This window comes from Nocardioides daphniae, assembly GCF_004777465.1.
GTDB lineage: Bacteria > Actinomycetota > Actinomycetes > Propionibacteriales > Nocardioidaceae > Nocardioides > Nocardioides daphniae.
The window spans coordinates 2546616-2559747 of the sequence record NZ_CP038462.1 but is presented as its reverse complement, the minus strand read 5'-3'; the positions used below and the strand labels follow the sequence as shown (position 1 = coordinate 2559747).

Genomic DNA, 13132 nt, shown 5'->3' with positions numbered 1-13132 from the left:
ACGAGTACCAGGACACCTCGGTCGCCCAGGCGCTGCTGCTCGCCCGCTCTTCAGCGGTCCCGACGCGGCCTCCGGCCGAGGCCACGCGGTCACCGCGGTGGGTGACCCCAACCAGGCCATCTACGGCTGGCGCGGCGCCTCCGTCGCCAACATCGCCCAGTTCCGCGAGCAGTTCCCGCAGGCTGACGGCACCCCGTCCGCCCGTTTCTCCCTCACGGTCAACCGACGTTCCGACCGCCGCATCCTCGACGTCGCCAACGTCCTGGCGACCCCGCTGCTGCGGGAGCAGGCCGGCCTCGTGGAGCCGCTGGAGTGGAAGCCCGGCGCCGAGGAGGGCGTGGTCCGCTCCGTGGTGCACCGCACCACCGCCGACGAGCTCGACTGGCTGGCGTGCGAGGTGGAGGCGGCCCACGACCGGATCCGGGCCGCAGCCCGCGACGAGGCCAGGCGCGCCCGCCTGGAGAAGCGGTTCGACGACGCGCGCGCCCTGGACGAGAAGGCCGAGTCGTCGTGGCGCGAGATCGGTGTGCTGGTGCGCACCAACAAGGAAGGCGCCGACGCCTACGACGCCCTGAGTGCGGCGGGCATCCCGGTCGAGATCGTCGGCCTGGGCGGACTGATCCGGTTGCCCGAGGTGGCCCAGGTGGTCGCCACGCTCAGCCTGCTGGAGGACGTCACCGACAACGCCTCCCTGCTCACCCTGCTGGCGGGCCCCCGCTGGGAGATCGGCGTCCGTGACCTCGCCCTGCTGGGTCGGCGCTCGACCGAGCTGGCGAAGGGGCAGTGGGTCGACGACGACCAACGCTCCTTGGCCGAGCAGCTCTCCGACTCGGTCGCCGGCGCCGACCCGACCGAGCTCTCCTCGCTCAACGAGGCCCTGGAGTCCCCGGGCGACCTGCCCTACTCCGCCGAGGCGCTGGAGCGGTTCGCCCGCCTGGCCTCCGAGCTCGAGCACCTGCGCAGCTACGTGGGCGAGCCGTTGCTCGACCTGCTGCGTCGGATCATCGACGTCACCGGGCTCGACATCGAGCTCTCCTCCTCCACCTCGCCGGCCACGACCGCGCGCCGCGAGAACCTCGACCTCTTCGTCAAGGCGGTCGCCGAGTTCCAGGCGGTCGACGGCACCGTCACCCTGCCCGCGCTCAACGCCTGGCTGGCCGTGGAGGACGACGCCGGCGGTGGCCTCGACCTGGCGCCGCCGAGCGAGTCCGACTCGGTCAAGCTGCTGACGGTGCACCGCTCCAAGGGGTTGGAGTACGACGTCGTCTTCATGATCGGCGTCGCCGCGGAGCGCTTCCCCAGCAAGACCGCCCGCTCGCAGTGGACCACCGTCTGCCACGAGCTGCCGTCCCGCCTGCGCGGCGACGCGGCCTCCGTGCCCCAGCTGGAGGAGCGGTCGGCCGAAGGCCTGGCCGCGCTCAAGGAGGAGGCGAAGGCCCACCACGAGATGGAGGAGCTGCGCCTCGGCTACGTGGCCTTCACCCGGGCCCGGCACGAGTTCGTCGTCAGCAGCCACGTCTGGGGCACCCGGCAGAAGCCGCTCGCCCCGTCGCCCTACCTGGAGACCGTGCGCGAGATGGAGCAGCGCTGGGGCGTCGACCTCGCTCCCTGGTACGCGCCCGCAGAGGAGGAGCCCCACCCCGCCCTCGAGGAGGTGCAGCGGGTCGAGTGGCCCTCGCGCGACCGCAGCGAGCAGCGGGTGCGGCGTGAGGAGGCTGCCCGCCGCGTGCTGGCGGCCGACCCGGAGGAGGCCGACGACCGCGCGGCCCTGGCCGAGGCGGTCACGCCCGAGGGCGAGAGCGGCACCGAGGTCGTGGAGCGGTGGGACGCGGAGATCGAGCGGCTGCTGCTCGAGGAGCGAGCCAAGCGTCGTACGAGCGTCGAGGTCGCGGTGCCCTCCTCACTGTCGGCGACCGCGCTGATGCGGCTCCAGGAGGACCCGGAGGCGTTCGCCCTCGACCTGCTGCGACCCATGCCCCGCCCGCCCGCCCCGGCGGCCAGGTTCGGCACCAGGTTCCACGCCTGGGTCGAGGCACGGTTCGGCCAGCAGGGACTGCTCGACCCCGACGACCTTCCCGGCCGCTTCGACGCCGACATCGACGACGACGCCGACCTCGAGGCGCTGCAGAAGGCCTTCGAGTCCGGCGAGTTCGCCGACCGTGCCCCGTACGCCGTCGAGGCGCCGTTCTCGTTGGTGCTGGACGGCACGGTCGTGCGCGGGCGTATCGACGCCGTCTACACCGAGGGCGACCCCCAGCGGTTCCTCGTCGTCGACTGGAAGACGAGTCGCCACGAGACCGCCGACCCGCTCCAGCTGGCCGTCTACCGGGTGGCGTGGGCGGAGCTCACGGGGGTGCCCGTCGACCAGGTGGTTGCGGCCTTCCACTACGTACGCACCGGGCGCACCGTCCGCTTCGACGACCTGCCCGGCCGCGACGACCTGGCGGCCCTGCTGCGGCCGGACCCTGTGCCGGACCCAGTGCCTGACCCAGTGACGGACCCAGTGCCCGACTCCGGTCCCGACCCGCGGGCGGAGGAGTCCGGGATGCTCTTCTGAGCTGGTCGGACGACCAGCGCCCGGCACGTCCGCTCCTGGTGGGAGGATCGTGCCCGTGACCCGCGTCCAGCTCTCCCGCCTGCCGGGAGGGCGCGTCCTCGTCACCGAGCAGGCGGGCCACCGAGAGGTCGGCCTCGACGACCTGCCGGCGTACGTCGCGGAGCGTGAGGGCCGCGAGGCGCCGAGGTGGGTCTGGGACGACACCGGCCGTTGGTACCCCGAGCTCCTCGCCGCGGGCGTACGGGTGTCGCGGTGCCAGGACCTCCGTCTGGTCCACCCCTCCTGCGCCGTGCCCCGGCAGCCGACCAACGGCTGCTGGCGGGGGAGCAGTCCGAGCGGTGGGACCGGCTCGGTCCGAGCGTGGCCTCCGAGGTCGGCCTCTTCGCCGTCGAGGACACCACCGAGCAGCTGCGCGCCGACCTGGAGGACGCCCGGCAGCTGCGCACCGTCGCCGAGTCGCCGGAGTCCACGCGCCTGGGGTTGCTCGTCGCGGCGGAGTCCGCCGGGGCACTGGTCGCCGCCGAGATGACGTACGCCGGGATGCCCTGGCGCAACGACGTGCACGAGGCACTGCTGAGGGACGTCCTCGGCCCCCGCCCGCCACGGGGCGCCCGCCCGCAGAAGCTGGAGCAGCTGGCCGACCGGGTGCGCGAGGCCCTGGCCACCCCACGCCTCAACCCCGACTCCAACCCCGAGCTGCTGGCCGCGCTTCGCCGGGCCGGGCTCGAGGTGCCCGACACCCGCGCGCACACCCTGCGGGCGCTGCGCCACCCGGCTGTCGAACCGCTGCTGCGCTACCGGCAGGCCGCGCACCTCTTCCAGACCAACGGCTGGGCCTGGAGCGAGGAGTGGACGAGCGGCGGCCGGTTCCGCCCGACCTACCAACCGGCCGGCTCGGTCACCGGCCGCTGGTCGTCCAACGGGGGCGGGGCCCTCTCCTTCCCAGCCCTGGTGCGCCCGGCCGCGATCGCCGACGACGGCTGGGCGCTGGTCGTCACCGACGTCTCCCAGCTGGAGCCGCGGGTGCTGGCCGGGATGAGCGGTGACCGGGCGCTGGCCCACGCGGCCCGCGGTGCCGACCTCTACCAGGGGATGGTCGACGACGGCGCCGTCGCGGGCCGCAACGACGCCAAGCTCGGCCTGCTCGGCGCGATGTACGGCGCCACCAGCGGTGAGAGCGGCCGGATGGTCGCCGAGCTGACCCGGCGCTACCCGCAGGCCTTCGCGCTGCTCGAGCGCGCCGCGCACGAGGGGGAGCGCGGGGGCACGGTGCGTACGCTGCTCGGCCGCGGCTCCCCGAGCGTCGACGACGCCTGGGCCGACGCGGAGGCCGACGTCGAGCGGGAGGCGAGCCGGCGCCGGGCGTACGGCCGTTTCACCCGCAACTTCGTGGTCCAGGGCACCGGCGCCGAGTGGGCGCTGTGCTGGATCGCTGACCTGCGCAACCGGCTGTGGGCGCTGGGCGCCCACGGCCCGCTGCAGGCACGTCCGCACCTGGTGCTCTTCCTCCACGACGAGGTCGTCGTCCACACGCCCGCCCACCTGGCCGAGCAGGTGGTTGCGGCAGCCCGGGAAGCCGCAGCGACCGCGTCGGCCTTGGTCTTCCGCGAGCTGAGCATCGACTTCCCGCTCAGTGCCTCGGTCGTCCGCTCCTACGCCGAGGCAGGCAAGTCCTCACCCGCCGCCGAGACCGACGAGGAGCCGGTCCTGCCCACCCAGTCCGTCGAGGGCTGAAGGCTCACAGGCCCACGCGGCGCGCCAGCAGGGTCGAGTCCTCGATCTCCATGCGTACGCCGTCGCGGGTCACGACCCGGGGCCGCTGCTGCACCACGAAGACCTCGAAGTTCTCCGGCAGGGCGGGCAGCAGGTCACGGGCCCGGAACATCGCCTCGTGCTGCGGCCCGGTGAGCTGGTGGCCGTGGTCGTCGGTCGGAGCGTGCCCCACCACCAGCAGGTGACCGCCCGGCGCCACCGCGTCGACCAGCCTGCTCACGACCTCGACCATGCCGCCGGCCGGCGGGTGCAGGAAGTGCGTGGTGACCAGGTCCCACTGACGCCCGCCGGCGTCGAACTCACGGGCGTCGACCTGCCACCAGTCGGTGTTGTCGGCGACGCCCGCCTCCTCCGCGTGCCGAGCGGCGCGCGCCAACCCGTTGGCCGAGAAGTCCGCCCCCGTCACCTGCCAGCCGTGCTGGGCCAGCCAGATCACGTCGCCGCCCTCGCCGCAGCCCACGTCGAGCGCGGTTCCCGGCGTCAGCGGCGTGACCTCCGCGACGAGCTGGGGGTTGGGCTCGCCGCTCCAGATCTTCTCCTCGCCGGCGTAGCGCTCCTCCCACCCCGTCGCCTCGAAGTAGTCGGGCGCGTCCGCGTCGTGCTCGTGGTCGTGCTGGTGGTCGGTCATGCTCACAGCCTGCGCCGCTGCGCCCCGTCAGGACAAGGCGCTCCCCATCTACCTGCACGGGATCTTCACGTCGTCCCCACCCGAGCACGACCGAGCTGTGGGAGAACAGGGGGCATGTCGACCGCCGCCCCTGTTCGCACCGCCCGGCGCCGGCTGCGCCCGTGGCTCTTCGCCCTGCTGGCCGTGACGCTCCTCCTGGCCGCGACGTGTGCCTACCTCCGCCTCGGGTGGTGGCGCATGGAGGCGGCCTGCACCACCGACGGTGCGTCGGAGTCGGTGACATACGCCTGGGGCCGGTCGGGCTTCACCTGCACCTACGACTCCGGCCCGTCGTCTCGTCGTGGTGGTTCTGAGGCGCTCACGCGACCCCGGTGATCACCGGAACCCGGTGCGCCAGCAGTGGGACGACCCTGGGTGGGAGGTCAGGCCAGGTGGGGGGAGAGGCCGGCCCGCAGGGCGATCTCGACCATCGCCGCGAAGGTCTGCTCCCGCTCCTGGGCGGTGGTCTCCTCGCCCGTCACGATGTGGTCCGAGACCGTACAGATCGCCAGGGCGCGACGGCCGTACTGCGCGGCCAGCGTGTAGAGCGCGCTCGCCTCCATCTCGACCGCCAGCACGCCGTGCTCGACCTGGGCCTTCATCAGCTCGGGGCGCGGCGAGTAGAAGGAGTCGCTGGAGAAGATCAGCCCCACGTGGGTGGTGACCCCATCCATCTCGGCCGCCGCGTCGTGGGCGGCGCGCAGCAGCCCGAAGTCTGCGACGGGGGCATAGTCGTAGCCGCTGAAGCGGTGGGTGTTCTTGGAGGAGTCGGTGCAGGCGCCGGAGGCGAGCACGACGTCGCGGATCGCCACCTTCTCGGTCAGTGCGCCGCACGAGCCGACCCGGATCAGCGACTGCACGTCGTAGTCGCGGAAGAGCTCGTTGGCGTAGATGGCCATCGACGGCTGGCCCATCCCGGAGCCCTGCACCGAGACGGGGGTGCCGTTCCAGGTGCCGGTGAAGCCGAGCATCCCGCGCACCTGGGAGTAGCAGGTGGCGTCGTCGAGGAACGTCTCCGCGATCCACTTCGCCCGCAGCGGGTCGCCCGGGAAGAGGACGGTGGGGGCGATCTGACCGGGGTCGGCTCCGATGTGCGTGCTCATCCCGGCAACCTACCCGCGTCCGCCGACACTCACCCGGCCAGCGCCGGCCAGGGCAGGTCAGCGCCGGCCAACGCAGGTCCGTGCAGCGCGCCAGTAGGGTCGCCGTGTGAGCCGCGACGAGCAGTCCCTCCCGCACGTGGCCCTGTCGGTGCGGGCCCACAACCGTGAAGCCCTGCACCGCACCGACGCGGCCTGGCTCGACGAGCAGTGGGCCGACCCGGCCACCCGTGTGCTGGTGGTCTCCGGGGGACGCGTCGACGCCACCGGTGGCACGGTTCCGTGGCTCACGCCCACCGAGGCGGCCGCCCTGGCCCCGCACGGCGAGCGGCTGCTGCTGGGGCAGCGCGACGGACGTACGCGGTTTGCGCTGCTCGCCGAGCGCGACGACGTCGTCGGGGGCACCGACGACTGGGTCGGCCTGCGTGGGCTCTTCGGCCTGCTGGCCCCCGGCGACGAGACCGCGGCCGACGAGGCGCCGTGGCTCTTCCACGCCATCGGGCTCGCGGAGTGGCGCCGCTCCCACCGGTTCTGTCCCCGCTGCGGTGGTGGGCTGACGTCGTACGCCGCCGGCCACGAGCTGCGGTGCGGCGACTGCGGCCGCTCGCAGTTCCCCCGCACCGACCCGGCGGTGATCATGACGATCACCGTCGGCGAGCCGGGCAGCGACGACGAGGCCGTGCTGCTGGGCCGGCAGGCGAAGTGGCCCGCCACGCAGTGGTCGTCGTTGGCGGGCTTCTGCGAGCCGGGGGAGACCCTGGAGGACGCCGTGCGCCGCGAGACCTACGAGGAGACGGGCGTACGCGTGGGTGAGGTCTCCTACTTCGGCTCCCAGCCGTGGCCGCTCCCGGCGAGCCTGATGGTCGCCTTCACGGGCCGCGCGACCTCACGCGAGATCCACGTCGACGGCGCCGAGATCGAGGACGCCCGCTGGTTCACCCGCGCGCAGCTGCGCGCCGGCCTCGAGGACGGCACCCTCACGGTGCCGCGCAGCGTCTCCATCTCGGCGTCGCTGCTGACCGCCTTCCACGGCGGGCCGTTGCCCGGCGGGGACGTCTGGCGCCGCTGAGTCCTCACCGGCTCATCAGCGTCGCGCTCAGGCGAGCGAGGCCAGCTTCTCCTTGACCTGGGCCAGGCTCGGGTTCGTCTGCGCGCTGCCGTCGGAGTAGACGAGGGTCGGCACCGTCTGGTTGCCGCCGTTGGCCTCCTCGACCAGCTTCGCCGCCTCCGGGACCCGCTCGATGTCGACGACCTCGAAGGGGATGCCCTCGCGGTCGAGCTGGCTCTTCAGGCGGTGGCAGTAGCCGCACCACGGCGTGCTGTACATGGTGAACTGGGCCTCGGCGCTCACACGAACTCCTCTGCTGGGACGGGGTGGCGAGCGGGAAGCCCGTACGGCTGCCTCGCTCCGTCTGGGGGGAACAGTACGGGCGCGTCCCCGATTCCCCGACGCGTCTGCTGCCCGTCGTAACGTACGCCGGTGCTCTCCACGATCCTTGTCGAACATCCTTGGCTCACCACCGTGACCCTGGCGGCCCTGGTCGTGCTCGGCCCGCTTCGTGGGGGCCTGGCTGGTCGACCGTCGTCGGACCACGGGGGTCCTGCTGGGACTGGCCCTGGTCGTGCTGACGGCGCTGACGCTGGTGCCGACGAGCCGCGACCTGGAGCGCGGCTGCTTCGTGGAGTGGTCGGTCCCGACCCTCGGTGCGGTCGAGCTGGTCGCCAACGTGATCCTCTTCGTCCCCGTGGTGCTGCTGCTGGGGGTGCTGCTGCGCCGTCCCGTCGTCGCGTTGCTGGGAGCCAGCGGCGCGTCGCTCCTCATCGAGGCCGTGCAGGCCGTGGTGCCCGCGCTGGGGCGCTCCTGCTCGACCAACGACTGGGTCTCCAACACCATCGGCGCCGCGCTGGGCGCCCTCCTGGCCTTGGTCGCGCTGAAGCTCCACCACCGGTTCTCCGGCGACCGTGGGCCGGAGCTGGTGAGCGCCGACGCGTCCTGACCCGGCCCCGCATCTCCTCAGAGAGCCAGCGTCATGAAGAAGCTGTTCGGGTCGTCGGTGTAGGAGCCGTAGGGGCCGCAGGGCTCGAAGCCCACCGTGGCGTGGAGCGAGCGCGCGGGCACGAAGAACTCCATGCTCCCGGTCCCAGCCACAGGCGGGTGACGCCGCGAGCCCGGGCGTCGCGCACCAGGTGCTCCACCATCCGCCGGGCCACGCCGCGCCCGCGATGGCTGGGTGCGATCCGCATGCTCTTGACCTCCTCGTGCCCCGGCTCCGCCAGCGCAGCCGTCGCGCCGGTGGCGACCAGCGGGCCGTCGGCGTGGGCGACCCAGAGACGTACGCCCGGGGCGCGCAACCCGTCGAGGTCCAGCGCGTGCCTGCTCTCGGCAGGCGCGGTCGGCTCCAGCTCCGCCAGGTGGTCGGTGAGGAACGCCGGCAGGGCCAGGTCGTCGAAGTCGGCGGGCGAGATGCGTAGGTCCATGGCGTCATGGTGCCGGGTTTCGGCGCGGGGCGAAGGCCCGTCCCGGCGCCGGCTCCTGCTCCTCCACAGGCGCACGCAGGACTGTCGTCGGTGACGTCTAGGCTCGACCCGTCAGCACGAGACCCGCAGGAGCAGTGACGCCAGTGACCCCCGACGACCTGTTGGTCGCCCTCGACCCCGAGCAGCGACGGGTCGCCGAGGCGCTGCGCGGCCCCGTCCGGGTGCTCGCCGGCGCCGGCACCGGCAAGACGCGGGCGATCACGCACAGGATCGCCTACGGGGTGGCCAGCGGCCTCTACGCGCCCGGCGAGGTCCTGGCCGTCACCTTCACCGCCCGGGCCGCAGGCGAGATGCGTACGCGGTTGCGCACCCTGGGCGCCGGGGGCGTCCAGGCGCGCACGTTCCACTCCGCCGCCCTGCGCCAGCTGCGATTCTTCTGGCCCAGGGTCCACGGCCGCGAGCTGCCCGAGCTCACCGCGTCCAAGCTCGGCATGCTCGCCAGTGCCGCCCGCCGCCAGCGGATCGCCTCCGACCAGGCGCTGCTGCGCGACCTGGCCTCCGAGATCGAGTGGGCCAAGGTCTCCAACGTCTCGCCCGACGGCTACGCGGTCGCCGCGATCCGGCGCGGTCGCCAGCTGGGCGACGTCGACCCGACCACCGTGGGCCACGTCTACGAGGCCTACGAGGAGGTCAAGCGCAACGCGGGCCGGATGGACATGGAGGACGTCCTGCTCTGGACCGCTGGCCTGCTGGCCGACGACGAGCGGGTCTCGGCGCAGGTGCGCCGGCAGTACAAGTGGTTCGTGGTCGACGAGTTCCAGGACGTCTCGCCGCTGCAGTCGGCGCTGCTCGACCTCTGGCTGGGTGGGCGTGAAGAGATCTGCGTGGTCGGCGACCCGGCGCAGACGATCTACTCGTTCGCCGGTGCCGACGCCTCCTACCTGCGCTCCTTCACCGACCGCCACCCGCAGGCCACCTCGGTGGAGCTGGTGCGCAACTACCGCTCGACGCCGCAGATCGTCGAGGCGGCCAACGCCGTCCTCGCCGGGACGGGGAGCCAGGGGGTCCGGCTGCGGGCCCAGCGTCCGGCCGGGCCGGAGATCACCGCGACCGGGCACAGCGACGAGGTCGCCGAGGCCACCGCGGTCGCGGAGCGGGTCGCCGCCCTGATCGCGGGCGGGCTCCCCGCCCGTGAGATCGCCGTGCTCACCCGCATCAACGCCCAGACCGAGAACTTCGAGGACGCCTTCGCCGACAAGGGCGTGCCGTACGTCGTGCGCGGCGCCGCCCGCTTCTTCGAGCGGCCCGAGGTGCGCAAGGCCGTCACGTTGCTGCGTGGTGCCGCCCGCTCCGGCGAGGCCGGTGAGGACATGCTCGACACCGTGCGCGCCACCCTGTCCGGGCTCGGCTGGTCGACCACGCCGCCCGCCTCGCGCGGCCAGACCCGTGACCAGTGGGAGTCGTGGCAGGCCCTGGTCGACCAGGCCGTCGCCTTCGCGACCGAGTCCGGCCACGACCTCGGCGCCTTCGTCGACGAGATGGACCGCCGGGCCGCCGAGCAGCACGCCCCGGTCGCGGAGGGTGTCACGCTGGCGACCCTGCACACCGCCAAGGGGCTCGAGTGGGACGCGGTCTTCCTCGTCGGCCTGGTCGAGGGCACCATGCCGATCATCTACGCGAAGACGCCGGCCGAGGTCGAGGAGGAGCGACGGCTCTTCTACGTCGGCCTCACCCGAGCCCGCGAGCACCTGTCGTTGAGCTGGGCCTACGCCCGCAACCCCGGCGGCAAGGGCAACCGCAACCGTTCCCGCTTCCTCGACTCGGTGGTGGGGGAGGGTGACGACTCCGCCGGAGCCGGCACCCGTACGCTGCGGCGCAAGGGCCCGGCGAAGGGTCGGCACTGCCGGGTCTGCAACCGCCCGCTGAGCACCGCGGCGGAGAAGAAGGTGGGTCGCTGTGACCTGTGCCCCGCGACGTACGACGAGGCGCTCTTCGAGGAGCTGCGCGCCTGGCGCAAGGCCCGTGCGGCCGACGACGAGGTGCCGCCGTACGTCGTCTTCGCGACACCACGCTCCAGCTGATCGCCGAGCACAAGCCGCAGTCCGACGCGGCCCTGCTGAAGATCTCGGGGGTCGGCCCGAAGAAGGTCGAGCAGTACGGGGAAGAGCTCTTCGCGCTGCTCGCCGACGGGTGAAACAACGACCCGTCCGAGTCGCATTTTAGGCTCGGGAAGAATTCTTTCAATAAATGGTTTGCGCCCTCAGCGAACCCAGCACTAAATTCGTCCACGTACTTTTCGAGCAGCGCACACGGCCCCATCAAGGTCGGCGCCCGACGCACCTGAGGAGGTGGAACCCCATGGAGAACATCAACGTGACCTACACGGCCCAGCAGTCGTGCCAGCGCGCCCTCGTGCCGGGTGCCGCCATCGCTCAGGCGTGGCGTGCCACCAATGGCTTCGGTGGAGGAGTCCGTCTCCGTGCCGAGCGCGCCGCCCGTGCTGCTGGCTTCGTGGCTGTGGACGCCCTTGCGGGTGCCCACGCCGTCGTCGTGACGACGGCCGCCGCCAAGCACGCCGAGCACGTTGCCAAGCCGGCAGCCATCGCTGCCATCCAGGGACCCGTCGTCTGGAGTCCACCGCCCTGTTGAGAGACACAGGACGGCACCTCCGGGCCGCGGAATCCCACCAGGGAATCCGCGGCCTTTCGCATTTGGGGAACACAGACCCAGCGCGAACGACCCAGCCCGATCAGACCCAGCACCAGCGATCAGATCAGCAGTGAAGGAGGTGACCAGAATGACCGCAATGCTCCTCGACCCGTCGATGTCATTCCAGGCACCGGTCGTCGTCCCCGTCTCCGACTCAGGGGTGTCGCCCTGCCTGACCCACGACCCGGAGTTGTGGTTCGCCGAGTCCCCGAGCGACGTGGAGCGCGCCAAGAGCCTGTGCCAGGCGTGCCCCGCCCGTCGTCGTTGCCTCGAGAGCGCGCTCGAACGGCGTGAGCCGTGGGGCGTGTGGGGTGGCGAGCTGCTCCTCCAGGGAGTGGTGATCCCGCGCAAGCGGCCCCGCGGCCGGCCCCGCAAGAACCCGGACGCCGGCGCGGCGGCCTGACCCGATGAACATTCCTGTCCCGACCGGGACGACCACACGTGAAGAGAACGGAACCACCGAGATGCACGACATGATTTCTGAAGAGCTCGCACGCGCACGCATGGCCGCGCGCCTGGGAGAGGCGCAGGAGCTGAGGCGCGGCCACCAGATGGTCCTCGCCCGCCGCCTGAGCCGCCAGGCCGAGAAGGCCGCGCTCCAGGCACGTCTCGCCATCGCGCGAGCACTGTGACCCCTGCTCCGTGACCCCGGTGGGTGACGAGCAGGCCGATCCGCACTCATCTGATCGCTGGGTGCACACACCCTCGAGCCGGACCCGATGCGACGGGTCCGGCTCGAGGCGCGTCCGGGGCGACGGGCGTACGGTGGAGGAGTGGTGACCTGTGCGCTCTGCGGAACCCGCGCAACCTCCGAGGCGGAGGCGCTGAGCTGGACGACGTCGGTCGAGCGCGGGCGCACCCTCCACCACTGCGTGACCTGCTCACGCGAGCACCTGCGCGCGATCGAGGGCAAGTTCGACAGCGACTGGTGGTGAGGTCACCCGGTCAGCGACTGGTCCCAGCCACACCCGCAGTGGGGGTGGTGCTCCCAGGTGCGCACCGGCCCCGGGGTCGCTGACCCGTCCATCCACGAGGTGGCCGACCACGTCGTGGGCCTCCGCCCCTCGGCCCACGCCGTGAGGTCGCCGACCGCCCGCAGCAGCGCTTGGCGCAGCAGCAGGGGCTCGAGGTCCTCGGGCAGGTCGACGGGCTCACGCGCGGCGGTGCGCGGCGGGCGTACGTCGTGACTCTGCGCCGCCAGGCAGCGCAGGCACGCCGTGGTGCCGGGCAGCACGAACGGCCCCAGGCAGACCCGCGACGGGTGCACGGTGGTGAACAGGACCGGGTCGTCCTGCCCCACCAGGGCGTCGTGGAGCTCCCAGTTGGGCGCGCCCGCGGCGACCACCCACGTCACGTCGCCGGCACCGGTCGTCACGCCCAGGCCGGCCGCCCGCACACACTCCTCGACGATCGAGCGCCACGGTCCGGGGGAGTGCACGACCACCTTCGTCGCCCTCCGCGCGTCAGCCAGGAAGGCCTGCTCCTCGGCGTCGACGAGCAGTCCGGCATGGGTGAGGGCCGCCAGGACGGTCGCCGTCGCGGCGTCGTCGGCCCGGGTGCCGGCCGGCGGGATCCCGACGCGGAGCTGGACCAGCAGCCGCGCCACCGACGGGGTGTCGGGCAGGAGGACGTGGTGCTCGGGGTCGGTGCCGACCAGGAGGAGCCCGTCGCCGCGGGGCAGCACCGGGACGCCGCGGCGCAGACGGGTCAGGGGAGCGGTGGCTGGCATGCATCCACCTTGGCAGCGCCTGAGCGCCCTCGCCGGAGTCATCCACAGGCGCCGAGCGCCCAGGTGCCGGGGAAATGCAGGACGGCGTCGCCCCAGTGGGGCGACGCCGTCCGAAACCG

14 protein-coding genes and 1 pseudogene are annotated in these 13132 nt (G+C 72.9%); 10 read left to right on the top strand and 5 right to left on the bottom strand.

Annotation, left to right across the window (positions count from 1 at the left end; translation table 11 throughout):
* Positions 1–97: 97 nt before the first annotated feature.
* Both E2C04_RS21020 and E2C04_RS12595 read left to right on the top strand, forming a co-directional pair.
* Positions 98–2557 carry an ATP-dependent DNA helicase gene (locus E2C04_RS21020; protein WP_275106504.1) on the top strand — a complete coding sequence of 820 codons (2460 nt, stop codon included), beginning with the start codon at positions 98–100 and terminating at the stop codon, positions 2555–2557.
* A 360-nt stretch (positions 2558–2917) separates the two neighbouring features.
* Positions 2918–4291 carry a bifunctional 3'-5' exonuclease/DNA polymerase gene (locus E2C04_RS12595; RefSeq protein WP_202977789.1) on the top strand — a complete coding sequence of 458 codons (1374 nt, stop codon included), beginning with the start codon at positions 2918–2920 and terminating at the stop codon, positions 4289–4291.
* Between the two features lie 4 nt (positions 4292–4295).
* On the opposite strand, the gene E2C04_RS12590 is transcribed toward E2C04_RS12595, so the two are convergent.
* Positions 4296–4958, bottom strand: coding sequence for a class I SAM-dependent methyltransferase (locus tag E2C04_RS12590; protein WP_135832853.1), 663 nt, complete (start codon positions 4956–4958; stop codon positions 4296–4298).
* 114 nt (positions 4959–5072) lie between these two features.
* Between E2C04_RS12590 and E2C04_RS12585 the strand changes: the two genes are divergently transcribed.
* Positions 5073–5333, top strand: coding sequence for a hypothetical protein (locus tag E2C04_RS12585; RefSeq protein WP_135832852.1), 261 nt, complete (start codon positions 5073–5075; stop codon positions 5331–5333).
* 47 nt (positions 5334–5380) lie between these two features.
* On the opposite strand, the gene deoD is transcribed toward E2C04_RS12585, so the two are convergent.
* Positions 5381–6100, bottom strand: coding sequence for a purine-nucleoside phosphorylase (gene deoD / locus E2C04_RS12580; RefSeq protein WP_135832851.1), 720 nt, complete (start codon positions 6098–6100; stop codon positions 5381–5383).
* 106 nt (positions 6101–6206) lie between these two features.
* Between deoD and nudC the strand changes: the two genes are divergently transcribed.
* Positions 6207–7166 carry an NAD(+) diphosphatase gene (gene nudC, locus E2C04_RS12575; protein ID WP_135832850.1) on the top strand — a complete coding sequence of 320 codons (960 nt, stop codon included), beginning with the start codon at positions 6207–6209 and terminating at the stop codon, positions 7164–7166.
* Between the two features lie 27 nt (positions 7167–7193).
* On the opposite strand, the gene E2C04_RS12570 is transcribed toward nudC, so the two are convergent.
* Complete coding sequence (locus E2C04_RS12570; RefSeq protein ID WP_135833796.1) at positions 7194–7424, bottom strand: mycoredoxin; 231 nt, start codon at positions 7422–7424, stop codon at positions 7194–7196.
* A 232-nt stretch (positions 7425–7656) separates the two neighbouring features.
* Here E2C04_RS12570 and E2C04_RS12565 point away from each other — a divergent pair, with 232 nt between their 5' ends.
* A complete protein-coding gene (locus tag E2C04_RS12565; protein WP_135832849.1) occupies positions 7657–8094 on the top strand; it encodes a VanZ family protein in 438 nt (145 codons plus the stop codon).
* A gap of 31 nt (positions 8095–8125) precedes the next feature.
* Here the strand turns inward: E2C04_RS12565 and E2C04_RS12560 are convergent, their stop codons facing one another.
* The gene (locus E2C04_RS12560; RefSeq protein WP_202977788.1) at positions 8126–8575 is read right to left on the bottom strand and encodes a GNAT family N-acetyltransferase; all 450 of its coding nucleotides are present in this window, start codon (positions 8573–8575) and stop codon (positions 8126–8128) included.
* Between the two features lie 134 nt (positions 8576–8709).
* On the opposite strand from E2C04_RS12560, the pseudogene E2C04_RS12555 reads away from it, so the two are divergent.
* From E2C04_RS12555 to E2C04_RS18125, 5 genes and pseudogenes are all read left to right on the top strand, one after another.
* A pseudogene (locus E2C04_RS12555) lies at positions 8710–10769 on the top strand (ATP-dependent DNA helicase UvrD2).
* Between the two features lie 164 nt (positions 10770–10933).
* Positions 10934–11224 carry a hypothetical protein gene (locus tag E2C04_RS12550; protein ID WP_135832848.1) on the top strand — a complete coding sequence of 97 codons (291 nt, stop codon included), beginning with the start codon at positions 10934–10936 and terminating at the stop codon, positions 11222–11224.
* Between the two features lie 148 nt (positions 11225–11372).
* Entirely contained in the window at positions 11373–11687 is a 315-nt protein-coding gene (locus E2C04_RS12545; RefSeq protein ID WP_135832847.1) for a WhiB family transcriptional regulator, read from the top strand.
* A gap of 4 nt (positions 11688–11691) precedes the next feature.
* The gene (locus E2C04_RS12540) at positions 11692–11916 is read left to right on the top strand and encodes a hypothetical protein (RefSeq protein WP_135832846.1); all 225 of its coding nucleotides are present in this window, start codon (positions 11692–11694) and stop codon (positions 11914–11916) included.
* A 141-nt stretch (positions 11917–12057) separates the two neighbouring features.
* Positions 12058–12219, top strand: coding sequence for a hypothetical protein (locus E2C04_RS18125; protein ID WP_170213510.1), 162 nt, complete (start codon positions 12058–12060; stop codon positions 12217–12219).
* Between the two features lie 2 nt (positions 12220–12221).
* Here E2C04_RS18125 and E2C04_RS12535 read toward each other — a convergent pair whose 3' ends face one another.
* The gene (locus E2C04_RS12535; protein WP_135832845.1) at positions 12222–13013 is read right to left on the bottom strand and encodes a hypothetical protein; all 792 of its coding nucleotides are present in this window, start codon (positions 13011–13013) and stop codon (positions 12222–12224) included.
* Positions 13014–13132: the final 119 nt, after the last annotated feature.

Excerpts from the sequence above, each read along its gene's own strand:
- deoD (WP_135832851.1), bottom strand. The coding sequence starts at position 6,100 with ATGAGCACGCACATCGGAGCCGACCCCGGTCAGATCGCCCCCACCGTC.
- E2C04_RS12590 (WP_135832853.1), bottom strand. The coding sequence starts at position 4,958 with ATGACCGACCACCAGCACGACCACGAGCACGACGCGGACGCGCCCGAC.
- E2C04_RS12540 (WP_135832846.1), top strand. The coding sequence starts at position 11,692 with ATGAACATTCCTGTCCCGACCGGGACGACCACACGTGAAGAGAACGGA.
- E2C04_RS12570 (WP_135833796.1), bottom strand. The coding sequence starts at position 7,424 with ATGTACAGCACGCCGTGGTGCGGCTACTGCCACCGCCTGAAGAGCCAG.
- E2C04_RS12585 (WP_135832852.1), top strand. The coding sequence starts at position 5,073 with ATGTCGACCGCCGCCCCTGTTCGCACCGCCCGGCGCCGGCTGCGCCCG.
- E2C04_RS12545 (WP_135832847.1), top strand. The coding sequence starts at position 11,373 with ATGACCGCAATGCTCCTCGACCCGTCGATGTCATTCCAGGCACCGGTC.
- E2C04_RS12550 (WP_135832848.1), top strand. The coding sequence starts at position 10,934 with ATGGAGAACATCAACGTGACCTACACGGCCCAGCAGTCGTGCCAGCGC.
- E2C04_RS12560 (WP_202977788.1), bottom strand. The coding sequence starts at position 8,575 with ATGGACCTACGCATCTCGCCCGCCGACTTCGACGACCTGGCCCTGCCG.
- E2C04_RS12535 (WP_135832845.1), bottom strand. The coding sequence starts at position 13,013 with ATGCCAGCCACCGCTCCCCTGACCCGTCTGCGCCGCGGCGTCCCGGTG.